26 protein-coding genes and 1 tRNA gene are annotated in these 25,819 nt (G+C 56.5%); 14 read left to right on the top strand and 13 right to left on the bottom strand.

Annotated elements, in window-relative coordinates:
• The 4 genes from FT726_RS14955 to phnF all read right to left on the bottom strand — a co-directional run.
• A partial coding sequence (locus FT726_RS14955) for a carbon-phosphorus lyase complex subunit PhnI (RefSeq protein WP_346302977.1) occupies positions 1-245 on the bottom strand: 245 nt, incomplete at its 3' end.
• Positions 245-820, bottom strand: coding sequence for a phosphonate C-P lyase system protein PhnH (gene phnH, locus FT726_RS14950; RefSeq protein ID WP_058774784.1), 576 nt, complete (start codon positions 818-820; stop codon positions 245-247). The genes FT726_RS14955 and phnH, both read right to left, overlap by 1 nt.
• On the bottom strand, positions 817-1,266 hold the full coding sequence (gene phnG, locus FT726_RS14945; RefSeq protein WP_058757348.1) for a phosphonate C-P lyase system protein PhnG: 450 nt from the start codon (positions 1,264-1,266) through the stop codon (positions 817-819). Before phnG ends, phnH begins: the two co-directional genes overlap by 4 nt.
• The gene (phnF, locus tag FT726_RS14940) at positions 1,263-1,979 is read right to left on the bottom strand and encodes a phosphonate metabolism transcriptional regulator PhnF (protein WP_132466836.1); all 717 of its coding nucleotides are present in this window, start codon (positions 1,977-1,979) and stop codon (positions 1,263-1,265) included. The genes phnG and phnF overlap by 4 nt, the downstream gene beginning before the upstream one ends.
• A 312-nt stretch (positions 1,980-2,291) precedes the next feature.
• Between phnF and FT726_RS14935 the strand changes: the two genes are divergently transcribed.
• Together FT726_RS14935 and FT726_RS14930 are read left to right on the top strand one after the other, a co-directional pair.
• Positions 2,292-4,457 (top strand): EAL domain-containing protein, encoded by a 2,166-nt coding sequence (locus FT726_RS14935; protein WP_346302976.1) that lies wholly within the window; start codon positions 2,292-2,294, stop codon positions 4,455-4,457.
• A 423-nt stretch (positions 4,458-4,880) separates the two neighbouring features.
• A complete protein-coding gene (locus tag FT726_RS14930; RefSeq protein ID WP_288421879.1) occupies positions 4,881-5,333 on the top strand; it encodes a transposase in 453 nt (150 codons plus the stop codon).
• Between the two features lie 68 nt (positions 5,334-5,401).
• Here FT726_RS14930 and FT726_RS14925 read toward each other — a convergent pair whose 3' ends face one another.
• The 4 genes from FT726_RS14925 to nac all read right to left on the bottom strand — a co-directional run bounded on the left by FT726_RS14925 (position 5,402) and on the right by nac (position 10,377).
• Positions 5,402-7,183 (bottom strand): thiamine pyrophosphate-requiring protein, encoded by a 1,782-nt coding sequence (locus FT726_RS14925; RefSeq protein WP_288421881.1) that lies wholly within the window; start codon positions 7,181-7,183, stop codon positions 5,402-5,404.
• Positions 7,184-7,309: 126 nt separating this feature from the next.
• Complete coding sequence (locus tag FT726_RS14920) at positions 7,310-8,149, bottom strand: GNAT family N-acetyltransferase (RefSeq protein ID WP_346302975.1); 840 nt, start codon at positions 8,147-8,149, stop codon at positions 7,310-7,312.
• A gap of 93 nt (positions 8,150-8,242) precedes the next feature.
• Positions 8,243-9,202, bottom strand: coding sequence for an HTH-type transcriptional regulator Cbl (gene cbl / locus FT726_RS14915; RefSeq protein ID WP_058757342.1), 960 nt, complete (start codon positions 9,200-9,202; stop codon positions 8,243-8,245).
• A 257-nt stretch (positions 9,203-9,459) separates the two neighbouring features.
• Entirely contained in the window at positions 9,460-10,377 is a 918-nt protein-coding gene (gene nac, locus FT726_RS14910) for a nitrogen assimilation transcriptional regulator NAC (RefSeq protein WP_058757341.1), read from the bottom strand.
• A 185-nt stretch (positions 10,378-10,562) separates the two neighbouring features.
• Here nac and FT726_RS14905 point away from each other — a divergent pair, with 185 nt between their 5' ends.
• A complete protein-coding gene (locus FT726_RS14905) occupies positions 10,563-10,712 on the top strand; it encodes a hypothetical protein (RefSeq protein ID WP_288421885.1) in 150 nt (49 codons plus the stop codon).
• Positions 10,713-10,834: 122 nt separating this feature from the next.
• Here the strand turns inward: FT726_RS14905 and FT726_RS14900 are convergent, their stop codons facing one another.
• The 3 genes from FT726_RS14900 to FT726_RS14890 are packed head-to-tail and all read right to left on the bottom strand — an operon-like array spanning position 10,835 to position 14,321.
• Entirely contained in the window at positions 10,835-11,866 is a 1,032-nt protein-coding gene (locus tag FT726_RS14900; RefSeq protein WP_058777949.1) for an ABC transporter permease, read from the bottom strand.
• Between the two features lie 14 nt (positions 11,867-11,880).
• Entirely contained in the window at positions 11,881-13,365 is a 1,485-nt protein-coding gene (locus tag FT726_RS14895; protein ID WP_021509786.1) for a sugar ABC transporter ATP-binding protein, read from the bottom strand.
• Positions 13,366-13,397: 32 nt separating this feature from the next.
• Complete coding sequence (locus tag FT726_RS14890; protein ID WP_058757339.1) at positions 13,398-14,321, bottom strand: sugar ABC transporter substrate-binding protein; 924 nt, start codon at positions 14,319-14,321, stop codon at positions 13,398-13,400.
• A gap of 507 nt (positions 14,322-14,828) precedes the next feature.
• Between FT726_RS14890 and FT726_RS14885 the strand changes: the two genes are divergently transcribed.
• The 3 genes from FT726_RS14885 (at position 14,829) to FT726_RS14875 (ending at position 16,442) form a co-directional block, all read left to right on the top strand.
• Positions 14,829-14,904 (top strand) — tRNA-Asn (locus FT726_RS14885).
• Positions 14,905-15,207: 303 nt separating this feature from the next.
• A complete protein-coding gene (locus FT726_RS14880) occupies positions 15,208-16,053 on the top strand; it encodes a DUF3289 family protein (protein ID WP_346302974.1) in 846 nt (281 codons plus the stop codon).
• Positions 16,050-16,442: a DUF943 family protein gene (locus FT726_RS14875; RefSeq protein ID WP_346302973.1), complete on the top strand. Its 393-nt coding sequence runs from the start codon at positions 16,050-16,052 to the stop codon at positions 16,440-16,442. The genes FT726_RS14880 and FT726_RS14875 overlap by 4 nt, the downstream gene beginning before the upstream one ends.
• 136 nt (positions 16,443-16,578) lie before the next feature.
• On the opposite strand, the gene FT726_RS14870 is transcribed toward FT726_RS14875, so the two are convergent.
• Both FT726_RS14870 and FT726_RS14865 read right to left on the bottom strand, forming a co-directional pair.
• Complete coding sequence (locus FT726_RS14870) at positions 16,579-17,028, bottom strand: GNAT family N-acetyltransferase (protein ID WP_282995957.1); 450 nt, start codon at positions 17,026-17,028, stop codon at positions 16,579-16,581.
• 112 nt (positions 17,029-17,140) lie between these two features.
• Entirely contained in the window at positions 17,141-18,085 is a 945-nt protein-coding gene (locus tag FT726_RS14865) for a LysR family transcriptional regulator (RefSeq protein ID WP_238561831.1), read from the bottom strand.
• A 146-nt stretch (positions 18,086-18,231) separates the two neighbouring features.
• On the opposite strand from FT726_RS14865, the gene FT726_RS14860 reads away from it, so the two are divergent.
• From FT726_RS14860 to FT726_RS14825, 8 genes are read left to right on the top strand one after another with little or no spacing between them, the layout of a single operon-like run.
• A complete protein-coding gene (locus tag FT726_RS14860) occupies positions 18,232-19,182 on the top strand; it encodes a PDR/VanB family oxidoreductase (RefSeq protein ID WP_278708377.1) in 951 nt (316 codons plus the stop codon).
• Positions 19,179-20,375, top strand: a complete 1,197-nt coding sequence (locus FT726_RS14855; RefSeq protein ID WP_282995958.1) for an amidohydrolase family protein — start codon at positions 19,179-19,181, stop codon at positions 20,373-20,375. The genes FT726_RS14860 and FT726_RS14855 overlap by 4 nt, the downstream gene beginning before the upstream one ends.
• Positions 20,365-20,820, top strand: coding sequence for a RidA family protein (locus FT726_RS14850; RefSeq protein ID WP_021509778.1), 456 nt, complete (start codon positions 20,365-20,367; stop codon positions 20,818-20,820). The genes FT726_RS14855 and FT726_RS14850 overlap by 11 nt, the downstream gene beginning before the upstream one ends.
• A gap of 14 nt (positions 20,821-20,834) precedes the next feature.
• Entirely contained in the window at positions 20,835-21,713 is an 879-nt protein-coding gene (locus tag FT726_RS14845; RefSeq protein WP_104189734.1) for a creatininase family protein, read from the top strand.
• 13 nt (positions 21,714-21,726) lie between these two features.
• On the top strand, positions 21,727-22,698 hold the full coding sequence (locus FT726_RS14840; protein WP_088518058.1) for an ABC transporter substrate-binding protein: 972 nt from the start codon (positions 21,727-21,729) through the stop codon (positions 22,696-22,698).
• Positions 22,695-23,525 carry an ABC transporter ATP-binding protein gene (locus tag FT726_RS14835; protein WP_104189732.1) on the top strand — a complete coding sequence of 277 codons (831 nt, stop codon included), beginning with the start codon at positions 22,695-22,697 and terminating at the stop codon, positions 23,523-23,525. Before FT726_RS14840 ends, FT726_RS14835 begins: the two co-directional genes overlap by 4 nt.
• Positions 23,522-24,319 carry an ABC transporter permease gene (locus FT726_RS14830; RefSeq protein WP_104189730.1) on the top strand — a complete coding sequence of 266 codons (798 nt, stop codon included), beginning with the start codon at positions 23,522-23,524 and terminating at the stop codon, positions 24,317-24,319. The genes FT726_RS14835 and FT726_RS14830 overlap by 4 nt, the downstream gene beginning before the upstream one ends.
• 57 nt (positions 24,320-24,376) lie before the next feature.
• A complete protein-coding gene (locus tag FT726_RS14825; RefSeq protein ID WP_088518055.1) occupies positions 24,377-25,765 on the top strand; it encodes an FAD-binding oxidoreductase in 1,389 nt (462 codons plus the stop codon).
• Positions 25,766-25,819 lie beyond the last annotated feature (54 nt).

The following is a 25,819-nucleotide window of genomic DNA, read 5'->3' as shown; positions in this document are numbered from 1 at the left end:
CGGTAGGCGCGCAGCAGGAAAATCGCCTCGACCAAATCACCACTGGCCTGTTTGATGGCCAAGGCCGCCAGCTGTGTGTCAAAGATGCCGCCTTCGGTCATCACCCGGTCCACCGCCAGCCCCAGCTGTTGCGCCACCTGATCGCAGCCCAGCTCCGCAACGCTGCGATCACCACGGCGCAGATCGGCCTGCAGCTGATGGGCGCTGGCAATCGCCTTTTCGCCCCCTTTCACGGCTACATACATCAGCACACCTCCACGTCGGTGGTGCGTGGCAGCGCCATCATCGCTTCACCGCAGGTGAAAATCAGATCCACCCCCTGCGGGAACGGATGCGGGCGCTCACGCAGATAGGTCAGAATGGCGGCCGGCAGTTGCGGCGCGATGGCGCGCGGCTCACGCAGGCCGGGCCCGGAGAGGCGCAGCGTCAGCCCGCCGTTGAGCGACGGCACTTCGACAATCAGCGTGGTGCTCTTCTCAGGGGACAGATTGTCACCGGCAGCGAAGCAGGCGGGATCGGGATTGGCCGCCGCGTGGGTCAGCGCAAACGGGGCATCGCGCTCATCGACAATCGGTACGCCGGTGTGAAAGCGCAGGTTGCTGCGCAGGATATCGCTGTCCACGCGGCGATCCAGCCACAGCGCGCTCTCCTGATCGACCAGCGTCAGCAGCACCGCCGTTGCGGCCGGGGAGAGATCGCCCCAGCCCTGCGCCAGCGGCAGCGAGACCATCACGCCCGGCTCGCTCATCGCTTTGAGAATGCGGCGGAAGGCGCGCTGGGCGTCGGCAACCGGATGGTTAAAACTTGCCAGTAATGTCATTCGTTATCTCCGCGAACCAGCGTAAAGAAATCCACTTTGGAGCTGGCGATCTCCCGCGCGCGCAGCTGGCGCTGCTCTTCACGCAGTGCCGCCAGCGGGGCAATAATTTTTTCCTGCAGCAGCGCCTGGGTTTCCGGCTGTTGCAGCAGCGCATCAATCAGCGCGCAGCGTTCGGCATGCGCCTTATCGCGCCCCAGCACATAGCTAAAACCCAGCGTGCCGTCGTGCAGTCTGATCACCGCGCGGGTGACGGTGGCATCGCCCATGACGAAGCGTTTCCCGCTGCCGCCCATGCGCGCCTGCAGACGGGTTAAACCGGTTTCCGCCGGGCGCAGGCGCTCGAAGGCGGGTGTAAGCTGTAGCGACTGCCAGTGGCTGGCCAGCGCGCTGGCTTCACTGTGCGCCAGCACCGAAAGCCAGTGCTGACGGGCGGTTTGCTGTTTCATTGGTGCTCCAGGGTGAGTTCAATCATGTCGCCACGCGTCAGGCTGACGGAGTACTCCGCCACCTGACCGTCAGGCTGTGTGTTCAGGGTGCGCACGCACAGCAGCGGCGCGTGCAGCGTAATCTCCAGCTGTTTGCACTCTTTGGCCTGTGCGCGGCGGGTACTGATGCGGGTCTGACGGCGACTCAGCTGCAGGCCGAGCTGCTGCTGCATGAAGTCGTGCAGGGAACCGTGCTGGAACGTCTGCAGCGCCGGCCACCAGCGCAGGTCGGGCAGATAGTGGTTGATCACGCACACCGGCACGCCGTTGACGCGGCGCAGGGTGCGTAAATGAATGACGCTGGCGCCCTCGTCACTGCCCAGCGCGGCGGCCACGTCGCTACTGGCCGGACGCAGTACCGCCAGCAGCCGTTCGCTGGTGGGATGACTGCCCTGCTCCAGCAGGTTCTGGCTAAAGCGCGCCTGGGCATGCAGCGGATAGTCGTACGGGCGCATCAGCACCAGGATGCCGACGCCATGGCGCCGCTGCAGCAGGCCTTTGTTCACCAGCTCATCTACCGCCCGGCGCAGCGTATGGCGATTGACGGCATAGTGATCGGCCAGCTGCTGTTCAGACGGCAGATAATCGCCGCAGCGATAGCGCTCCTGCAGCGCCTGCTCCAGCTGGGCGGCAACCGCCTGATAGACAGTGGTCGGATGTCTGGATATCTCCATCACGCTCAATACCTCATTCGCTTCAGGTTGAGGGGCGCAGCGGAAGAGGCTGCGGAATGGCGACTACAGTGCGGGAGACAGATGACAGTGCCGTGACGGCTCAGTGACGTGCGGATGAATTTGCTTTAAGGCAGCAGGATGGCAGCCAGACGGCGACCAATTCAATAAAATCCACTTAACTGTTACCTTTGTGACTATGCGCAAAAAAATTGCGTGCAGTTTCACGCCTTTAACGCTTCCCTTATCGGATGCAGGCTGCGTAAATTCTGCTAATTTATTCAGTAAGCCCTGCCCGGAGCGCGAAACCTTAAAATGATAAACACCTTCAAACTTTCGCACGGTTTTCGCCGCAATTTTTTGCGCGAAGTGATCCTGCCGCTGGTGGCGATTTTGCTGCTGACTTTTCTCGGTGCCGGTTTCGGCCTGTTCTGGAGCACCTCGGCCACCAACCATGAGGCGCGCGAGCAGCAGCAGCGGATGATCGCCGCCTCGTTCAATCAGAGCCTGAGTGAACATCTGCGCCAGCTGCGCAGCCTGACGCGCTGGTCCCCGCTCGCCGATCAACTGGCGCAGCCGCAGCCTGACAGCGACTGGCTGAATCAAAACGTCGGTAGCTGGCTGTACGATATGTTTGATCATCAGCTGATTGTGCTGCTTGACCGCACCAATCAGCCGACCGCCGTGTGGCGCAACGGCCAGCCGGTGGCGGATCTGCGCATCGGGCCGTACCTGCGCGATCTGTTGCAGACGCCACTGGTGCAAAGCAGTGATGAGGTACCCGGTCCGGCCGACCGCGCGGATTTTGTCCGCATCGGCCAGCGTGCGGCAGCGCTGGCGGTGGGCGATATCAGCAGCACGCGCGAGGCCGGGCGCTACCGGCTGGTGAGTATTAAGTTTCTTGATGATGGCTATCTGCGCAACCTGTCTGAACGCAGCCAGCTGCGGCAGCTCTTCTTTAGCGATGGCGTACCGCAGAACGAACACAAAGCGCGCTATCCGCTGACCTCGCGTCAGGGCGATATCGTCGGCTACCTTAGCTGGGATCCGGACAAGCCGGGCGCGCAGATGTTGCGTACCCTCGGTCCCTCCACGCTGATTTCGGTGCTGCTGATCACCCTGCTGTGTCTGTTTATGGTGCGGCGTATCTGGACTTCCTCGCTCGATTTATCGCAGTCACTGCTGAAGCTCGGGGCCAGCGAGGCGCAGGCGCAACATCTGGCGTTTCACGATGTGCTGACCGGGCTGCCGAACCGGGCGCTGGTTGAAGATCGGCTGACTCAGGCACTGGCCGCCGCGACGCGTCACGACCAGCGCGTGGCGTTGCTGCTGCTGGATCTGGACCGCTTCAAAATCATTAACGATACCTGGGGCCATCACGCCGGCGATGATCTGATTATCGAGGTGGCGCGCCGCCTGAGCCACCTGGTGCGCGCCAGCGATACCGTCGGGCGTATTGGCGGCGATGAATTTATCATCGTGATGCCGGAGGTAGAGAATATCGGTCAGGTGCAGGCGCTGGCGCAGCGCATCATCGCCGCGCTGGGCGAGCCGTATCAGCTGGTGGGCAACGAACTGTGGGTTGGCGTCAGCATTGGCCTGGCGCTGGCACCCCGCGATGGCATTGACCGGCTGGAGCTGATGCGCAAAGCCGACATTGCGCTATACGAAGCGAAAAATGGCGGACGCGGTCAGTATCGCCAGTTTGAAAAGGTGATGGATGAATCGCTGCGTACGCGGCAGCAGATAGCGGCGGATCTGCGTCAGGCGCTGGTCACGTACGACGGTCTGGCGGTGTGGTATCAGCCACTGATGGAGATCAGCGGCCAGCAGATTGTCGGACTGGAAGCGCTGCTGCGCTGGCATCATCCGCAGCGCGGCGATGTGTCGCCTGCGGACTTTATCGCCATCGCCGAAGAGACCGGCATGATTATTCCGCTGGGCGAATGGGTGCTGCGCGAGGCCTGCAAAACCGCCCTGAAGTTACCGCAGGTGATTGTGGCGGTGAACGTTTCGCCGGTGCAGTTCCGCGCCAGCGGGTTTGTCGAACGCATAATTGAGATTGTGCAGTCGGAAGGTGCCGATCCGCAGCGGCTGGAGCTGGAAATCACCGAAGGCGTGTTGATTGAGGATGAACACGAAGCCCGCAACAGCATCATCGCGCTGCGCGACGCCGGGTTCCGTATCGCGCTGGATGATTTCGGCACCGGCTATTCGAGCCTGAATTATCTCAGCACGTTTCCGGTCGACAAGATTAAAATCGACCGGTCGTTTACCCAGTCGCTGGGCGTGGCGGAGAACTCCACCGCGATTGTCGAATCCGTGGTGCGCCTCGGCCACGCCATGGGCCTGACCGTCACTGCCGAAGGCGTCGAAACCGAGGGCCAGAAGAACGCGCTGGCCGATGCCGGGTGTAATGAGCTGCAGGGATATTTGTTCAGCCGGGCGGTGCCGTTGAGCGAGATTGAGCGGATGGTGTGAGGGGAGAACGGCGTTTAATTCGTTTGTTTTTGTCCTGGTGCGCATGAATGCGCACCCTACAAAACCTTGTACCGTCCTGTGGGTTTGCCATTTACGGCAAACAAACACAATCCCAACCCTGTAGGGGCGCCATTTATGGCGACCTGGTAAAAACCCGCACTCATCTAAAATTATCCTGGTGCGCATAAATGCGTACCCTACAAAACCTTGTACCGTCCTGTGGTTTTGCCAATTACGGCGACCAAACACAATCCCAACCCTGTAGGGGCGCCATTTATGGCGACCTGGTAAAACCCCGCACTCATCTAAAAATAACCCATTCATCGCGCTCTGAATATCTGGAATGCAACTCCCAACGTTACCCTCTTCTAATGGCTTTCCGCAAATAAAAGGAGCACATTCTTTTTGAACAAGGAGGTCATAATGAAAAATCGCAAATATCCCCGCCTGAAGCATTATAATTATCGTTCGGCAGGCGCCTATTTTTTAACGCTGGTGTGTCATCAGCGTCGCTCCTTATTTGGCAATGTACATGATGGCATAATGATAGCCTCGCCTTTAGGAAATATCGTTATCTCCGCCTGGAACGAGGTTCCGCGCCGGACGCGTTTCGCCACGCTTGATACATTTGCGCTGATGCCCAATCACTTCCATGCCATTCTGTGGTTACAGGAACATAATGAACGCTCCATCAATCAAATAATTAATTTGTTTAAAGGCGGCGTCACGCGTCAGGCAGGATATAAAATCTGGCAACGCAGCTTCTACGATCGCGTTATCCGCAATGAAAACGAATTACTGCATATACGACAATATATTATGGATAATTCAAAGCGATGGGAATCAGATCGATTGTATATTCTAGGTGCGCATTAATGCGCACCCTACAGTGAAACAGTAAATATTTAGCCAGGCGTTATCCCGGGCATAAACAGGACAGCGCGCTAACCCTTGCTGTGCAGCAACTGACTGGCGGTGTCGCTAATCACCTGCGCCATGCCGCGGTCTCCCTTCGCCATTGACGACATAAAAGCTTTGGCCTGCTTAAGTGTGATATGCGGCGGCAGCGGGGCCACTTCCGGATCGGTTTTCACCTCCAGCACTACCGGTCGGGTGGCGCTGAGCGCCTGCTGCCACGCCGCTGCCAGATCCTTCGGCCGGTCGACATAGATGCCCTGCAAACCGAGGCTGTCGGCAAAGCGCGCATACTGCACATCCGGCAGCTGCTGCGAAGCTTCAAAGCGCGGATTGCCTTCCATCACCCGCTGTTCCCAGGTGACCTGATTGAGATCCTGATTATTGAACACGCAGACAATCAGGCGCGGATCGGCCCACTGCTGCCAGTATTTCTGAATGGTGATCAGCTCGGCCAGGTTGTTCATCTGCATCGCCCCGTCGCCCACCAGCGCCACTACTGGCTGAGTGGGAAAAGCAAATTTCGCGGCGATGGCAAACGGAACGGCGGCCCCCATGCAAGCCAAACCACCCGACAGCGTGGCGCGCTGGCCCTGCTTCACCCGATAATCGCGCGCAAACCAGTTGGCGCAGGAGCCCGAGTCCGAGGTGACAATCGCATCGTCCGGCAGCTGCGGGGACATCTCCCACACCACGCGCTGCGGATTGACCGGGTTGGCGGGCGCCATGGCGCGCTGTTCCATCAACGCCCACCAGTCGCGCACCTGCACCGCGATCTCCTCCTGCCAGTGGCGATCCGCTTTATGCGTCAGTAACGGCAACAGCGCGCGCAGGGTTTCTGCCGCGTCGCCGTGCAGGTTGACCTCGCACGGATAGCGCAGCCCCAGCATCGCCGGATCGATATCGATTTGTACCGCGCGCACTTTACCTTCCGGCGGCAGAAATTCGGTCCACGGAAAACCGCTGCCAATCATCAGTAAAGTGTCGCAGTTCTGCATCAGCTCCCACGACGGTTTGGTGCCGAGCAGGCCGATCGAACCGGTGACAAAAGGCGCATCGTCCGGCAGCACGTCTTTGCCCAGCAGCGCTTTGGCCACGCCCGCGCCGAGCACATTGGCAATCTGCACCACTTCAACCGCAGCACCGCGCGCACCGGCACCGATCAGTACCGCGACTTTTTTGCCGGCGTTAAGCACTTCAGCGGCACGGCGCAAATCCTCGTCGTAGGGCACAATCTTTGGCCGCTGATAGCCCGGCCCGGAATGGGTAAATCCGTGCGCATGCTGCGGTGGCTGCCAGTTCTCATCCTGCAAATCTTTTGGCAGGATGATCACCGCGACGCCGTTCTGCGCTTTGGCAATGCGCACACCGCGATCGACCAGATGCTGGACCTGCGCCGGGGCTGCCGCTTCCTGCACGAAGTTCGCCACATCGGCGAAGATGCGGTCCAGATTCATCTCCTGCTGGTAGCTGGCGCCGCGCGCGGTGGTTTCCGCCTGGCCGGCAATCGCTAGCACCGGCGCGTGATCCATTTTGGCATCGTACAGGCCGGTCAGCAGATGGGTCGCGCCAGGTCCGCCGGTCGACAGACAGACGCCGAGCTCCCCGGTAAATTTGGCGTGACCGGCAGCCATAAAAGCCGCCATCTCTTCATGTCGCACCTGAATAAATTCGATGCCTGCACCGGCTTTATTGGCCCGCTGGATAGCGCCCAGCACGCCGTTGATGCCATCGCCCGGATAGCCATAAATGCGCGTGACGCCCCATGCCTGCAGGCGTTCAACAAAGAAATCGCTGGTTTTCTTGCTCATGACGGGCTCTCCCTTAGACGTTTGCAATAAACGTTAAGGGTAGCCGACGAAATGGAATGTGACAGATTACACCTGTTCGGCGACGTTCGCCGCGTCTGGCTTAGAAATCACCGCCGTTACGCTTAGTTAACCCAGCGCAGGCGAGACCAGCGCAAAGGTCTGCGGCCCGTTCGGTGCCGCCCGCCACGCTGTGCCGTGTACCATCGCGAAAGGCGCATCGACCTGCGCCAGCCCAAGGTTGAGCAGCCACGCGCCGAGCCGGGCATCGGGCGTATCCAGCCGGACAAACTGCTGCGTCAGATCCTGCATCAGCTGCGACACCAGCGCCTGCGCCGCCGCAACATCGTCAGCAATCACCGGACCGATAGTCCAGCCGTGTCCAAAGCGGCGGCGACTGGCAAACCCCTGCAACCTGCCCTGTGCATCCTGCAGCACCACGCTTTGCGCCAGCAACTGCTGATGCAGACGCGTGCGCCGCAGCCCGTTCGCCTGATAATCCAGTGCGTCGATGGCGGCGGCATCCGCTTCAACGGCCAGCCGCAGCGTCATGCCATCCGGTACGATTACCGCAGGCTGCTGCGCCAGCGCGCGCGTCTGGTGCTGCGCCACGCGCTCGCAGGCCTGGAAGCCGAGCTTCTCATACAGCACCTGCCCCATATCGGTGGCGTGCAGCCGCACGTTGCAGCCGGAGAATTTTTCCAGCATTGCCTGCATCACCTGGCGGCCAATACCGCGTCCGCGCGCCTGTTCGCTCACAATCACCAGACCAATAGTGGCGGCATCAGGCCCCCAGCGCCAGCCAATCGCCCCGCCGAGATAGTCGCCCTGCGCCTCAACCACCACGCCTTCACCCAGGGCGATGAGCTGCTGCCAGTCTTCGCGGCGGTGCGCCCAGCCCAGTTGCTGAGTCAGGCGATAACCCGCTTCGGCGTCCGCGAGGGTCATGGCGCGCAATATCGTATTCATTCTGTTCTCCCTGAGAGGCGTTCTGCCCGCCAGCTTGCCACGTCCTTTTGGGGAAGCAAATAAAAAAGGCCCGCACCGGGCCAGAGAGGGAACTCAGATTTGGAAATCGATGGCGGGTTCGTCGTCGGTTTCGTAAGAGAGCGCCTGCCGTTTGATCTCTTCCAGTGACAGGTTAGCGTTACACAGTTCAAGGAACTGCCAGACGTAGTTGCGCTGGAGCTGGCCGCGCTTCAGTCCGAGCCACACGGTGTTGGCATCAAACAGATGGTGAGCATCAATCTTCACCAGGTCTTCGCCGTCGTAAATATCGCACGCCTGATCGGCGAGGATACCGACGCCCAGCCCGAGTTCGACATAGGTTTTCACCACGTCAGAATCCTGCGCGCTGAGCACGATATCCGGGCGGAGGCCAGCAGCCTGGAAAGCACGGTCCACGCGTGAGCGACCGGTAATCCCCTGACGATAGGTGATCAGCGGATGGCGGCTGAGGCTGACGAGCGTGACCGGCTGATTCGCCAGCAGCTCGTGATCGTGCGGCACCAGCAGCGAGTGGTGCCAGCTGAACCACGGGAATGCCGCCAGGCTGGTGTTATTCACCAGCTGCTCCGAGGCGATGCCGACATCGGCCTCACCGGCCAGCAGCATGGCGACGATCTCCTGCGGTGAACCCTGATTGAGTTCCAGCCGCACGTTGGGATAGAGCTGGCGAAACGCTTTGATGACGCGCGGCAGGCTATAGCGCGCCTGGGTGTGCGTGGTGGCGATGGTCAGCACGCCGCTGGTTTCATTGGTAAACACATCCGCCAGCCGGCGCACTTTGCCGGCCTCATCGAGGATACGTTCAGCAATGGTCAGCAGCGCTTTGCCCGGTTCGGTCATGCCTAACAGCCGCTTGCCACGACGAATGAAGATTTCCACGCCCAGCTCATCTTCCAGATCGCGAATATGCCGGCTCACCCCGGATTGTGAGGTAAACAATGTATTGGCGACTTCTGTCAGGTTGAATTCGCAACGGGCCGCTTCGCGTATAATTTTAAGTTGCTGGAAATTCACACCCTTTTCTCCTGTTTCCTGCCCTGTTTCGTCCATGTTATGAAGTTGGTGTGATTGCAACAAATAATAAAAAACGGTGTGTTATGCGCAATAGTAATAAGCGTGGGGTTGGGGATGGGTGCGATTTGCCGCCCTCACCCATGAGGAGAGAGCGGATCGCGCGAGATTGAGATGGCGTGCCGGGATAGATGGCCGCGCCAGACGGTTCCCTCTCCCCCAGGCGGGAGAGGGTTAGGGTGAGGGAAAAAACCTCTCTATCACCCCACTAACATCAGTTCGCGCTCCTCCACCATCGGCTTATTCAGCAGCGACAGCAGAATATTTTTGACCGCCTGCGCCGATGGCGACAGCGGCAGGCGCGCTGAGACGTTCAGCGACAGCGGCAGATTCAGCGATGGACTGTTAATGCGCGCCATCCACGCATGCGTTGAACTCACCAGCGCGCGTGCCGCCGATTCCGGCAGTACGGTGACGCCCATGCCGCTCGACACCGCCGCGGTTAAGGTTGAGATCGACTCAATTTCACCGATGATTTTCGCACTCAGGCGACGCAGCGAGAACGCTTCGTCCACGCGTTTGCGCACGGCGCTGTAGTCACGCGGCAGGAACAGGTTCATCTGCGCCACGTCAGCCAGATCCACCGTAGCACCCGGACAGGCCGTCGCCCCTACCAGATACAGCTCCTCTTTCATCAGCGGAATGCTGTTGATACCGGCAGTCGGCGCGCGATCGTACAGCACGGCCATATCCAGCTGGCCATTCATCACTTTCTCATTGAGTGAAGTGCCGCTGTTCTCATGCAGATAGACCAGCACATCAGGATATTGCTCGCGCACCGTTTGCAGCAGCGGCATGGTGAGCGAAGAGGCCGCCGTGCCCGGCGCGAGGCCAATCGATACCTGACCATTGAGCGCCTGGCCAGCGTTGATCACCGCTGTCTGCGCCTGTTCGCACTGGCGCAGGATGGTGCGTGCGTGAGCATAAAGAATTTTACCGGCTTCGGTTGGCGTTACGCCGCGCTTGGTGCGGATCAGCAACTGCTGGTCGAGTTCGTTCTCCAGCGTCGCCACCTGTTGGCTGAGTGCAGGTTGTGCGATATGCAGGACTTCTGCTGCCTGCGTCAGGCTGCCGATATCGACGATTTTTACAAAGTATTTCAGTCGTCTTAAGTTCATATTGCCTCCGTCACGGATCCCCGAATGCCCAAATGATGAGTTCTCAGCCTGCTGGCTTGTGACAAAGAAATTGCAATATGCAGGCCAGGTTTGATCTTTACCCGGCGGGCACTGACCAGAATTTTCCTAACGAACGGGAAAATAAGCGTTTCTGATTACCCCGAATGGGTTAATAAGCCCCGCACATGACCCATAACGTTTATCCGCTGGCGATGACGCACCCTGATGGTGCAGCATTTGCGAGGCAGATGTGCAAAAAAGTGATGACTGAGCGTGCTGCTGTGGTGCAAAACGGGCAGAAAATGCACGGATTGCGGGGGCAGAAAGGAGAATAAAGAGAAATTGCGCGGTGGCTATCAGTGGGAAAACTTATTGTGTCTGACGATGCCGGCAGCCTGGCAGCGTGCAATTACCGCCTTTACCCTGCTCCTCTCCCGGAAGAGAGGAGCAGAACGGGTTAGCGTTTTTTGCGGTTGCGGTGCATATCGATTGAAACCGCTGCGACGATGATCATCCCTTTGATGATGTCCTGCACGTAGGCATCGACGCCAACAAAGGTAAAGCCACTTTTGATTAAACCGAGGATCACTGCGCCGATCAGCGTGCCGGTAATCCGCCCGACGCCGCCCATCAGGCTGCTGCCACCGATAACTGCGGCGGCGATGGCGTCGAGTTCATACGCCATGCCCATGCTCGACTGGCCGCTGCTGACGCGTGCCGCCAGCACCACTCCCGCCAGACCCGAGAGCGCCCCGGCGATGGTATACACGATGATCAGGTATTTATTAACGTTGATGCCCGATACTTTGGCGGAGGTCATGTTGCCGCCAATCGCATAGACATATTTGCCGTAGCGGGTGTGTTTGAGTGCGATGTGGAACAGGAAGGCGACCACCAGGAAGATAATCACCGGCATCGCGCCCTGACCGATGGAGGTGAAACCGTCCGACAGGAAGCTGATCGGGTTGCCCTGGGTATAATATTGTGCCAGACCGCGCGCCGACACCATCATACCAAGCGTGGCGATAAACGGCGGAATACCGGTTTTGGTGATCAATACGCCGTTGACCACGCCGCACAGCAGGCCGACGCCGATGCCGGCGACGATCGGGATGGCGGCAGGCAGATTGACCAGCGACGGATACATCGGCGACAGGCTGTCAGACGTCTGTGCCAGGCTGGCGGCAACCACCGCCGTCAGGGCGATAACCGAACCGGACGACAGGTCGATACCGGTAGTAATAATGACCTGGGTGACGCCGACGGCGATAATACCGATGATCGCTACCTGCAGCACAATCAGCACTAAACGGTTGGTGTTGAGCAAAAATGACTGGTCACGCACGTACCAGCCGGCTATTTCAAAAATCAGCGCAATGCCTAACATCACGACAAAGATGCCGGTGTCTTTCGGCAGTTTATGGCGCAGATTGCCGAAGAAAGAACTCTGTTCGGTGGCCTGCGGGGCCGTTACTTTTACGTTACTCATAGGGGTCTCGTGCCTCACTCGGATGCCAACGACAAAATGGTTTCCTGGTCGGCCTCTTCTTTATCGAGGATGCCGGTTATACGTCCGCCGTGCATCACCATCACCCGGTCGCTCATGCCGAGAATCTCCGGCAGCTCAGAGGACACCATGATGATGGCCACGCCACGGTTAGCCAGTTCACTGATCAGGCGGTAGATTTCGGCTTTAGCGCCAACATCAATGCCGCGGGTTGGTTCATCGAGGATCAGAATCTTCGGTTGCGCCAGCAGCCAGCGCGCAATCAGCACCTTCTGCTGGTTACCGCCACTGAGGTTATTGATGATCTGATCCATGGTCGGCGTTTTAATATTGAGTTTGCGGATCTGCTCCATGCAGTCCTGCGCCATCTTCATGTGGCTAACGAAACCGCTTTTGCCGATGTAATCGGGCATATTGACGATGCTCATGTTCTCCAGCACTGACAACACCAGAAACAGCCCGGACTTTTTACGGTCTTCGGTGAGAAATGCCATGCCCTTCTCAATCGCCGTTGAGGGCGAATCGATTTTCACCGGCACACCATCAATCAGCACTTCACCGCTGTCGAAGCTTTCCATGCCGAACAGGCTCTCCATCACCTCGCTGCGTCCGGCACCCACCAGCCCGGCCACGCCGAGGATCTCGCCTTTGCGCACGCTGAAGCTGACATCGGTAAAGCGATCTTTGCAGGTCAGATTGCGCACCGTCAGCACTTCTTCGCCGATGGCACTGTTGAATTTAGGGAACAGCTGCGTCAGTTCGCGTCCCACCATCTGGGTGATCAGCGACTGACGGGTAAAGGCGGTGGTGCTGTTGCTGCCGACCCAGGTGCCGTCGCGGAAGATGCTGATCTCATCGGTGATGGCGAAAATTTCATCCATTTTATGGCTGATATAGATGATGGCTTTGCCCTGGGCACGCAGGTCGCGGATGATGGTGAATAGATGCGCCACTTCAGTTTCCGTCAGCGCCGAGGTAGGTTCATCCATAATCACGATGTCGGAGTTCCACGACACCGCTTTGGCAATTTCCACCATCTGCTGGGACGCAATGCTGAGCTCGCCGACCAGCCGATCGGCTTTCAGACGGATATTCAGCTTGTTAAGCAGTTCCTGCGTCTGCTGATTGAGCTTGCCGTGATCGACAAAGCCGTATTTCATCGGTTCACGACCGAGCCAGATATTCTCTGCCACGGTCATGTAAGGCACCAGATTCAGCTCCTGGTGAATCATGGAAATGCCGGAACGCAGCGCGTCCATGGTGTCCTGAAACTGCACTGGCTCCCCTTTAATGCGGATGGTGCCCTTATCGGGACGATACATCCCGATAAGGCATTTCATTAAAGTGGATTTGCCCGCGCCATTTTCACCCATCAGGGCATGTACCGACCCCGGCTTAATACGCAGTGAGACATTGTCGAGTGCCTTCACTCCGGGGAAGAACTTGCTGATGCCTTCGGCTTCAAGCGCAAAAGCGGTCATACATCACCTCCGTACGGCTTAAGGGGGAGCGATTATTTCTGGTTACGGTTTTCGAACTGCGCCATGTTGTCTTTGGTGATCAGCTGGTAAGGGATGTTGATGATTTTTTCCACTTTTTCGCCGTTCGCCAGTTTCACCGCAGTCTGTACGGCACCTTCGCCCTGACCTTTCGCATCCTGGAATACGGTGGCAACCATTTTGCCATTCTTCAGCATTTGCAGCGCATCAGGCGTACCGTCCACGCCGGCAATCAGGATGTGGTTCGGGTTTTTACCCAGCGCCTGCAGCGCACCAATCGCCATTTCATCGTTGTTTGAGGCAATGGCCTGGATATCGTCACCGGCGGTCATCCAGTTGCTCACCACGTCTACCGCATCGTTACGCGTAAATTTGGCGGTTTGCTTCTGTACCACCTTAATGCCCGGATATTTGGCGACCACCGCTTCGACGCCTTTAGTACGGTCACGGGTTGATTCGTTCGCCAGGTCGCCCATCAGGATCGCCACGTTGCCTTTGCCGTTCATCGCTTTGGCCAGTGCTTCCATCTGCAGACGGCCCGCCAGTTCAGAGTCGGAGCCGACGTACGCCATCTTGTCGGTCAGCTGACCCGCCGGTTTGCGGTTGACGAATACCAGTGGAATACCGGCTTTGGTCGCGGCATCCATGATCGGCTTCACCGCGTTAGTATCGACCGGGTTAACGACGATGGCGTCGACGCCCTGGCCGATGAAGTTTTGTACCTGCTGCAGCTGCTGAGAGACGTCGCCTTTGGCATCTTCCACCTGGCCTTTCACGTTATCTTTTTGCATCTCTTTTTGCATGGCTGTGCGCAGGATGGTGAGGAAGTTGTCATCAAACAGCGCCATAGAAACGCCCACCTGGATATCTTTTGCCATCACAGCGGCAGGTAACATGCAAGCTAACAGGGAAGTCACTAACGCTTTTTTGAATTTCATAGGTAACCCTTCTTATTTGTTAACGTGCTCAGGTTGGCTGAGTCCGCGAATGAAAAATATCTTTTACATTCACTCAACGTCGCTGGCGTTTTTTTTCTGTTCGTAGAGGTAAGGCTTCTGGTCTGACGCTATCGGTACCGTGCTGCTCCTTTTTTCAACATCTTCCTTATCAATATGTTACTTTCGAAAGAAGCGTTGAGCGGACAAAACTCGTTTCGGGCGTGATGATAAGCAGTTCATTTGTTTCATCATCTCTTCTTTTGAAATTTTCATCATAAAAGCACTGAAACGATTGTTTTAAAATCGGCAAATAACAAAACTTTGACACGCATCTAACATCTCAAAGGAAATGCGTTTAAAGTGAGATCTTGCTGGCAGTTTGAAATCTGCCCATTCAAGGCAGAAAAGCAGCAATCCGCTGCTTTAACGCGCACTTAAACCAGAAGTGTGCGATCGGGCTTTGACAACGGGGATCGGCATCGCTAATATTCGCCTCGTTCCAACGATTCCTCTGTAGTTCAGTCGGTAGAACGGCGGACTGTTAATCCGTATGTCACTGGTTCGAGTCCAGTCAGAGGAGCCAGATTTAAAGAAGCCCGCTCAGGGAAACCTGAGCGGGCTTTTTGTCTTCTGCGTCCCTCCCCCTTCTCCACACCGCCATCCTGCCATGGCTTGCTGGCTGACCAGCGCTGCATTCACCCTGTCCTCAGTCGCAGGCATGTGCTCCCCGGGGATGCTCCGCAAAAACTGTGTGCCGCTTACGGAATTTAATGACCATTTTTTGTTCTGGCACCAGGCAGTGAAGCGGTAAAACCCGCAGCATGGGCAAATCTGCGCATTCATGTGTGTTTCAACAGGGACAAACACCAGCAAGGGAGCACTTTCTATGAGTAATGCTGTATTTCCAGCAACGGTTTTCACCACCCAGCGGCGTTTTAATGATTACTCTTCTGACGACATGCGTTATGGGGATATCCCGGAAGAGAGGCTGAAAAGAGAGTTTGGACTGGTCAACATATCAAACGTGGTGGATCCTTACACCCTGACCCGATTGACTGCCTTTGATACTCCGCAATCGAGGTTCGCAGGGGCATACAATGGCATACACCGTGGTGGCAAACTCAGCGTTGAACAATGTGCGCAACTGCTGTTTGAAGAGATGCAGGTAACCTCTCTGCCTTACTCTTTCATCGGTCCGCACAGATCTCTTATCAATCAAATGCTGAGGCATTTTCAGCTTTCTCGTGGTTCAGCATTCTATAACGCTCAACTTAATTTAGCGTACCGTGATAAGTTACATTCTGATTATGATGCCAGAAAAACAACGTCGATCATGCGAGAGACCATTGGGTTATTTATTGACTATAACAGCATGGGATTTCCTCAGGAAAAATTAGAGCAATTAACTTCAGCCATTAAACTGTCAATTCTACCGAAATTTGACTCGATGCTACTTGATAAAATCAATGGCATGGGGATTACTGTGCATGATGTCCATGCAACGAAAATAGAAATTATCCGTCTTAATGTTAACAACGCTGGATGGCGTGCGAGTATCAAATTTTCCGGGCAGGATCATTTTGGGCTTGACGCCCGTGATATAGGTAAGCAAAAATTCAGCCAGTTCCAGTTTTTCAAAATCTGGTTTGTCTTGCAACATTTTGACAGATTCGGCTTCCGTCCATTTATCACTAACATGGAAGCGGTGGTCGATATCGAGGGAAAGCGATGATGCGTAAGTTAGTTATTCCAGCCCTGGTGATAGCTTTATGCAGCCTCATTTATCTTTTTTTCGGAAAAGATAAAGTTTCTGTTATTGATGCTCATTATGATGGCAACACTGCACAGATTATTGTTAATAATTTACCTTCCGCTGAATCCAGAAAAATTGAGTGGTGGACAAATAATCGTGAAAAAATACTGGATAAATATAATATTCCATCTGGAAAGAACACGCCGTTCCTGATTGCTATCTATGCATTGGGAACAGGCTATCAAGCGCAAGGTAACGAAGACAGGCTTTGCTTCTCTGATATGAAACCGCCCAAAAATTGTATCGACAAAAATATTCTTATGATGATTTGGCGTACCCGCGAGGGCGGCGTTAAATATCAATTTTAATATCCGGCCAGATTGAAAGAAGCCCGCTCAGGGAAAGCTGAGCGGGCTTTTTGTTGTGGTGAGTTTGCTGGGCGATGGAAGATGATACGGGCCGCTAAATCAAACCCGCCGGACTGATGTCAGCCACCCTTTTATTTTATAACGTTTTGCCCAGGCAAATGGCCTCTTCCCGGCCGCGGTAGGGTCCGTAATTTTCTCTCTGCCGGTAACCCTGCCTGATATAAAAATCCACGGCGCGCTGATTAACATGCCGGGTTTCCAGCCACAGTTCACGATATCCCAGGTTTTTTGCCGCGGCTTCCAGAGCGCAGAGCAAGGCGCAGCCGATGCCCGGCAAACTGCGGTCGGAGAACATCCTTTTCAGTTCAGCGATCCCGGCAGCCACCGGCCGTAACGCGCCGCAGCCGACGGCCGTGCCCTGCGCATCCCTCGCGATCACCCACAACGCGCCTTCACCCTGAAAGGTGTCAACGCTGGCGCGGCTGTTTCCGCCATCGCCAGTGATAGCCGCAAGCTCTGCGGAGAGTTTTTCAATCAGCCACTGTGATTCCGCCGAGCGCGGGTCTGCGTGTTCAATCTTCACCATCGTGATACCTGTATTAAAGGAGGCTGCTGTGCCGCTACCAGACTGACCTTACATCTACAATAGGTGTTGTTCATCACCACCCGCTGCAACATCTGGCGGGCAAGTCCGGCGTTTACCCGATATGCTTCTCTTCCTTGCCTGCCAGCGCTTCTTCACTCTCTATCATTGCAAAGAATAACTCGAGCTGCCCGAGCATCATCGACGCGGCCACCGATAACTGGCGTTGTGGTGCCACGCACAGTGACAGAGTAAAGGGTTTTAATACCGTGTCGATCAGCGGAATGAATTTCAGTTCTCCCCGGCGATATTCATCAACAATATCCAGCCAGCACATCAGGCTGATGCCAACATCATCACGCACTAACGATCGCAGCATATGAATGTTATTGGTGCGCCCCACTTCCTTCAGGCGAATGCCAGAACTGTTAATGAGCGCTTCCAGCGGATCGGCCAGCATTAATGGCGCGGCGGGCACAATAAACGGCCAGGGTTCGCAATGGCTGAAGCGAATAGATTCCAGCGTTGCCAGGGGATGATGTCGGCTAACCACAATCCCCAGACGCAGATCGGCAAAGGATTTCACCAGCAGTTCACGCGAGCTTTGTGGGTTGAGCATGATGCCAAAATCCGCATCACCGGCGGTCAGCGCATTCGCGATATGGATATTGCTCATGGTGGTGAGGGTAAACGAAATGCCCGGATAGTCTTCACGGATACGCTGCAGGATTGAGGAGAAAAAACCGCGGTTAATGGCATCAATGGTGGCGATATGCACATGGCCATGTCGCAAGCCACGCAGATCCTCTAATTGGGTACAAACACGACCAAAATCACGTTGCCAGTTTTTGGCCGCATTAAACAGGATTTCGCCAGCGGCAGTCATACATAAACCTGATGGATGGCGTTCAAACAACGGCATATCCAGCTGTTCCTCCACGCGCAAAATCTGCCGATCGATAGAGGAGGCAGAGACGTGCAACACCTCGGAAGCCTTACGTAGCGAACCCTGGCGTGCCACTTCGGTGAAATAAATCAGAAAACGTGAGAAGGCAAACATAGTGGGTGCTCTCTTTTTTGCAACGCATCATGCGAATTAAACAGATGGACGCTTACACAACGGCAAAATAATAATCGCATCCATGATAAAGACAAGGGTATGCGCGGCGCTAACGCTGATGACAGCCCTGCAAAGACAGGCTGATTATGAAATCAACACACCTGGCTGTCACCGTCATCGCAAAGCAGTCCAACGGTGCTGGCAATCTGTTACTGACGCTGGAGAGTGCCAGCGACCAACCGCTGCCGCCTTTTACACCGGGCGCGCACATTGATGTCCACCTGCCGGCGGGAGGGGTGCGTCAATACTCACTGTGTTCGCCAGCCAGTGCCGCTGGCTATGAAATCTGCGTGCGTCTTGATCCCGCCTCGACAGGCGGTTCCCGCTGGCTGCATCAACAGCTGAATGTCGGCGATGCGTTAACCCTGTCGGCACCGCGTAACCACTTTCCGCTACCGGATGCACCGCGCACCTTATTATTTGCTGCCGGTATTGGCCTGACGCCACTGCTGGTCATGGCAGAAGCGCTGGCCAGGCGGCAGGCTGAATTCATGCTGCATATCTACCTCAAACATCATGATGAACTGGCGTTTGCGACACGTCTGGCGCAGCTCGGTGAGCGTGTCGTCATTCACTACAGTAGCGAAGGCGACAGCCTGCGCACCCGGATACCTGACGATCTGGAAACATCGGCCAACAGCGCGCTGGTTGCCTGCGGACCAGCTGGCTTCATGCACCACCTGCAGCAGCAAGCGCTGGAACGCGGCTGGCAGCCAGATCAATGGCACAGCGAACGTTTCAATCCTGCAGCCTCCCTGATTACCGGAGGCGACAGCTTCGACGTGGAGATTGCCTCCTCCGGCGCGCGTTATACCATTGGACAGGCACAAAGCATTGCCGGGGTGCTGGAAGCGGCGGGTATCGACATCGAACTCTACTGTGAGCAAGGCATGTGTGGTGCCTGCATTACGGGTGTTTTGTCGGGTGAACCCGATCACCGTGACGAGGTGTTAAGCCCAAAAGAGCGTGCCGCGAATGACTGCATCGTCCTGTGCTGCTCACGCGCACGTTCTCCGCTTCTGGTACTGGACTTATGAACATCTATCCAGGCGCAACCGGCGCACGTTTACCCCGCTGGCTCCTGCCAGACAGCTGGCCACAGCAGGACAACCAGCCGCAGCTGGCGACGTTACATTTTCACGCTGACGGGCTGCAGTTCGCCCCCTCTGAAGGAGCGTATGCCGATTATTTGCCCCTCAATGGCGCTCTGGTGCTTCCAGCCCTGATCGAACCGCATGCGCATCTGGATAAAACGTTCACCTTTGAGCGTAGCCCGGCACGCCAGCCCGGTTTACTGGCTGCGATTTCCGCGATGCATCAGGATCGCGTGCACTGGAGCCGTGAGGATTTGCAGCAGCGCGCTGAGCAGGCGTTGCGCTGGGCGGTGGGGAGTGGCGTAGGTGTATTGCGCACCCACGTCGACTGGTTCAGCCCTGAAGCGCCGCTGGCGTGGCAGGTGATCGGTGAGTTACAGCATCCGCTGTGCCGTATTGAACGCGTGGCGCTCGCCCCGCTGAGCTTTTTTGCCCGCCAGGATGATGCGCAGCATATTGCCGCCCAGGTGGCCGTCAGCGGTCCGGGCGCGCTTCTCGGCGGTTTCATCCACAGCAGCAACTGGGATGCAGTCGCCTTCGCCAATCTGCTGCACGCGGCCGAACAGTGGCAGCTCGATATCGACCTGCACATAGATGAAGAGTTGAATGCCGATGCGCAGGGCATGCGCTGGCTGGCGAACTACCTGCAACAACATCCGTTCAGTGGCCAGATTACCTGCAGCCACAGCTGTGCGCTGTCTCAACAGGAAGATGCCCTGCAAATTCTTGACCGGCTGGCCCTGCACCGCGTGACGCTGATCGCCCTGCCCCTGACCAACCTGCTGCTGCAGGACGCGGTGCCTGATCGCACACCGCGTCAGCGCGGATTGACGCTGGTGAAAGAAGCGCAGGCGCGGGGGCTTTCACTGCTGCTGGGCGCTGATAACGTGCAGGACGCTTTCTGCCCCCTCGGCAGTTATGACCCGCTCGATACCCTGTTCAGCGGCGTATTGAGCCTGCAGCTGGGTTCTGCCTTTGATGAAGCCTCTCAGCTCATCTGCCAGCCCGATGCGCTTTATCACAACGATGTGGTGATTTTTCCGTCTGCCGATGCGGCAAGCTGGCCGCTGCGCCAGCGCCAGCGCTATCGGCTCAAACAGGGTGTGCGTTATGGAGACGAAACAGATGACGCTTGATGATGGCGCGGGTAAACCGCTGGCCAAATATGCGGCGTGGCGACGCGTCGGCGACTTTATTTTTCTCTCCGGCATTATTCCGGTGAACCCGCAAACCGCCACCATCGTGCGCGGTTACAGCGATATCCCTGACGCGGCGCAACGGCTGCTGGGACGCAGCGGTGAATTCTCTACCGATTTCAAAGAGGGCCCGATTCTGGCACAGAGCTGGTATGTGCTGGAGAGCATCCGCACCACCGTTGAACGCGCCGGTGGGCAGATGAGCGATGTGTTCAAACTGGTGCAGTATTTCCGCAATCTGGACCATTTCCCGCACTACAGCCGGGTGCGCAGGCAGTTCTTCCCGGATGAACCGCCGGTGTCAACGGTGGTGCAGGTCAGTGAAATGTTGCCCAGCCCGGACGTATTAATCGAAGTTGAAGCCACGGCGTGGTTGCCACAATAACGCGAGGAAACAGTATGTTGCATGGTTATATCCCGGCAAACCGCTTTTTGCCGTATCTGAGCTGGACCGACATTGCCACGCTGGATAATAAAGCCAACACGGTAATCGTTTTGCCGACCGGGGCGATTGAACAGCACGGCCCTCATCTGCCGTGCGCCGTGGACAGCGTGATTTCATCGGGCGTGGTCGGGCATGCGCTGGCACGTTTGCCCGCTGACATCCCCGCGTACGCCATTCCGCCGATCACCTACGGTAAATCCGATGAGCACCTGCATTTTCCCGGCACGTTAACGCTGACCGGCGAAACCTTATTACATACCATTCTGGAGATTGGTGAATCGCTGTATCGCGCCGGTTTTCGCAAGTTTCTCATGGTGAATGGCCATGGCGGCCAGCCGCAGCCGCTGCAAATGGCCGCACGCGAACTGCGTCTGCGCCACGGTGACATGATCATCATTATGCAGGACACCTTCAAAGTGCCTAACTGCGCCGAAAGCTTTATGGACGATAAAGAGCGCCAAATGGCGATGCATGCCGGTCATGCGGAAACCGCACTGATGCTGGCACTCGCCCCCGACACCGTGCAGATGAGCAAAGCCGTGGCGAATTATCCGCCTGCCTTCCCCTGCCCGACACTCTCGACCAGTAAACCCATGGCGGCATGGGCTTCTTATGATTTCGGCCCCAGCGGCGTGATTGGCGATCCACTGCCGTCGACGCCCGAACAAGGCGCGGCGATTCTGGATTCGCTGGCGGAAAGTTGGGCACAGGTGATCACCGAAATGCATCAAATGAGCTGGGTAACCCGCGCTGAACCGGCATGGGGCACAGGCCACTGGCAGGGCAAAGTATTAGACCACAACGACGCTGCATCACTCTTAACATCGCGCTAACCGGGGGATCACGATGAATAAAAAATTAAGCATGATTGCCGCACTGTCGCTGGCGCTGTCGGCCCAGAGCATGGCGGCGGAGAAATTCACCTTTATGACCAACTGGTATGCGCAAGCAGAGCATGGCGGTTTTTATCAGGCACTGGCGCAGAACCTGTATAAAGATGCCGGGCTGGACGTCACCATTAAAATGGGTGGTCCCCAGGTTCACACCATGCAGCTGATGGCGGCGGGTCAGGCAGACTGCATCATCAGCGATAACATGCAGGCGCTTGAATCCTGGCAGCAGGGTGTTGAAGCCGTGCCCGTTGCCACTACGTTCCAGCACTCGGCAATTGCTTTTCTTACCCATCCTGATGTGAAAGATAAAGCGGATCTGCAGGGTAAAACCTTCCTGCTGGCGGCGGAAGCTTATACCTCCTACTGGCCGTGGGCGCAGAGTGCGCTCAGCCTGAAGAATGCGCGCGTGCGCCCGTACACGTTCAGCATCCAGCCATTCCTAGCAGACAAAACGCTGGTGCAGCAGGGTTATATCACCTCGGAACCTTTTGCTGTGCAGAAAGCCCATGCGCAAGCCAATGTCTACCCGATCAGCGAATGGGGTTACCCGCCCTACGGCAACAGCATTGTGTGCATGAAATCAACCATTGAAAAACGTCCGCAGGCGGTAGCCGCATTCGTTAAAGCCTCAATGCAGGGCTGGAAAAACTATCTGCAGGATCCGAGCGCTGGCAACGTCCTCATCAGGAAAGAGAATCCACAGATGAGCGAGGAGCAGATCGCCTTCGGTATTGCCCAGATGAAGAAATACCAGATGGTGACGGGCGGCGACGCGCAAACGGCGGGTATCGGTATTATTACCGAGCCACGGCTAAAACAGACATGGCAGCTGCTGGTGGATAACAAGCTAATCGATCCGGCCAAAGTGCCGTTTGCGGGTAGCTACACGCTGCAGTTCATCAAAGACGTTAAGGTCATGCCATGAACACCGCCAGCAACATAACGCCGATCAATCCGGACAGCCAGCCACGGCCTGCAGCGCCGCCGGCGATTGAGGTGCTCTCCGCGGAGAAAATCTATCCCAACGGGACGCGGGCACTGCTGCCGGTGGAACTGACCGTGCGCCAGGGCGAGTTTGTTTCACTGCTCGGCCCTTCCGGCTGTGGCAAAAGTACCTTACTGAAAATGATTGCCGGCTTAATTGAACCCAGTGATGGCAAACTGATGCTATTTCGTCGCGATCGTCGGGAGAATCAACGCGATCTGCCGCTTTCCTTTGTGTTTCAGGAAGCCACCCTGATGCCGTGGAGCAGCGTGCATAATAATGTACGCCTGCCGTTGGATCTGGCGGGGGTACCACGCGGTGAAGCCGACACCCGGGTGCGGGAGATTCTGGCACTGGTTGGCCTGGGTCAGTTTGGTCATGTACTGCCACGCGAGCTTTCCGGTGGCATGCAGATGCGGGTGTCAATTGCCCGTGGTTTAGTGACGCGTCCCCGGGTGCTGTTAATGGATGAGCCCTTTGGCGCGCTGGACGAAATCACCCGCAACAAACTGGACAGCGACCTGCTCGATTTGTGGCAGGAGCAAAAGCTTACAGTAGTTTTTGTGACCCACTCGATTCAGGAAGCCGTATTCCTGTCGCAGCGTGTGATTATGATGGCCGCGCGACCGGGTCGCGTTGTTGATGATATTCGCATTGAAACCAGCCTGCCGCGTGATGATGCGTTTCGTGTCAGTCAGCCGTTTACCCATTATGCGCAGCTGTTGCAGCGCGGCCTGCTCGCAGCCAGTCAGGAGAGCAAAGCATGAAACCGCTTGCAGCAAACCGTAAATTTCAACAATGGCTGTTTCCGGCGGTGGTCGCCATTGCCATGCTGTTACTGTGGCAGTTTCTGGTCACCGCGTTTAAGGTGCCCGCCTTTCTGGTCCCTTCTCCACTCGTCGTGGCGCAAAGCCTGGCGCAAAACTTTCCGGCGTTGTTTATGTCCTTACTTTACACGCTGAAAATCACGGTGATCTCGTTTGTGCTGGCGACGGTTATTGGCTCCATCATTGCGTTTTTACTGGTGCAGAATCGGTTTATCGAGACGGCGTTATTTCCTTATATTGTCTTTCTGCAGGTAACGCCGATTGTCGCCATTGCGCCGCTGATCATTATTTGGGTGAAAGACACCACGTTGTCCCTGGTGGTGTGCGCCACTCTGATGGCAGTGTTCCCGATCATTTCAAACACCACACAAGGTTTACGTAGCGTGTCTCCGGGGCTACTGAGCTATTTCAGGCTCAACCATGCATCGCGCCTGCAAATTTTAATACGCCTGCGCATTCCATCGGCGTTGCCCTATTTCTTTGGTGCGTTGCGCATCTCCAGTGGCTTGTCGCTGATTGGCGCAGTGGTCGCGGAATTTGTTGCAGGCACCGGCGGCACGGATACCGGGCTGGCCTATCAGATCCTGCAGGCTGGCTATCAACTCAATATTCCGTTGATGTTTGCCGCATTGTTACTGATTTCCCTGGCCGGCTTCCTGCTCTTTGCACTGATGTCATGGCTCACGCGCCGCGTACTGGCAGCATGGCATGAGAGCGAATTGAGCCCGAGTTAATGCAACACGGGCGGATCATCAACCGCCCATCACCTCTTCGACTGACAGGAGCTATACATGTCTGAACCCGATCGCCAGTTTGCACTGGCGGCGCTGGTCGCGGCGTTGCCGGAATTTGACTGGATTAAAGAAGCGCCGAAAGTAAAACGTCTGTCACGTGACTTTCACTGGTTTAGCCCGGTGCTTAAACACCAGCTGGAAGAGAAGTTCGCCGAGCTGGCTGTTCGTCCACGCGATGAGAACGAACTGCTTGCCGTTGTGGCAGCCTGTGCCAAAGCGCGTATCCCACTGAATCTCCGGGGGGGCGGCACCGGCAACTACGGCCAGCTGATTCCGCTGGAGGGCGGTGTCATGGTCGACATGACACGCCTGAACAGCGTCACCGCCATGGGTACCGGTACGGTGCGCGCGCAGGCTGGCATTCGTCTGGGCGATCTCGAAGCACATACCCGCCCGCATGGCTGGGAGCTGCGTTGCATGCCCTCAACCTGGAAACTTGCCACGCTGGGTGGTTTGTTTGGCGGCGGTTTTGGCGGAGTAGGATCGATTAACTACGGTCCGCTGGCCGCGCCAGGCAACGTGCTGTCAATTCGTATGATGACGATGGAAGAGACACCGCGCATCATTACGTTGCAGGCACCGGATGCCCTGCTGTTGCATCATGCTTACGGCAGCAATGGCATCGTGCTGGAGATCGAGTTGGCACTGGCACCCTGCCACGACTGGATAGAGCGCCTGGATACCTTCGCCGATTTCCCCTCCGCGATGGCTTATGCCGATGCGCTGGCGCGTTCACCTGGCATTGTTAAACGTCAAATCGCGGTATTTGCCGCACCGGTGCTGGATTATTTCAGCGATTTAGCGGAGGCGCAGATTCGGGCTCAACACGGTGTCATTTCAGTGACGGGAAGCGAGAGTGATGGCCTGCTGCCCGCCATCCTCGCACAACACAACGGCCGTAATGCATTGCACTTTGCCGAAGGGGAAAATAGCGGCCATTCCCTGATTGAATATTGCTGGAACCACACCACCCTGCAGGCATTGAAGGTTGATAAAACCCTGACTTACCTGCAAACCGCTTATGCCGTGGATAATTACCATCAACAGGTGCTGGCAATGGAAGCTGAATTATCGGATGAGGTGATGTCACATATTGAATTTCTGCGCGACATGAACGGTGCGCTCACCTGTAGCGGCCTGCCATTAATCCGTTACAGCAGCCCGGAACGGCTCAACGCCATTATGGATATTTATCGTAGCCATAATGTGAAAATAAATAATCCGCATGTCATTCATATTGAGGATGGCAAACAAGGTATGGTGCGGCCTGATGTGGTTGCCCTAAAATCCGCCTGCGATCCTTACAACTTATTAAACCCCGGCAAGCTACGTGGCTGGGAAGTACGTGAAACCTTGCCGGCGGTACATATTCCCGGCGTTAATTGATCATCACTTTTTATTTACGGCATAACTCACCGCCGGGTGATCCTCTCACCCGGC

This window comes from Pantoea sp. Morm (assembly GCF_016643525.1).
GTDB lineage: Bacteria > Pseudomonadota > Gammaproteobacteria > Enterobacterales > Enterobacteriaceae > Pantoea > Pantoea dispersa.
This window is presented reverse-complemented; position numbering and strand designations above follow the sequence as displayed.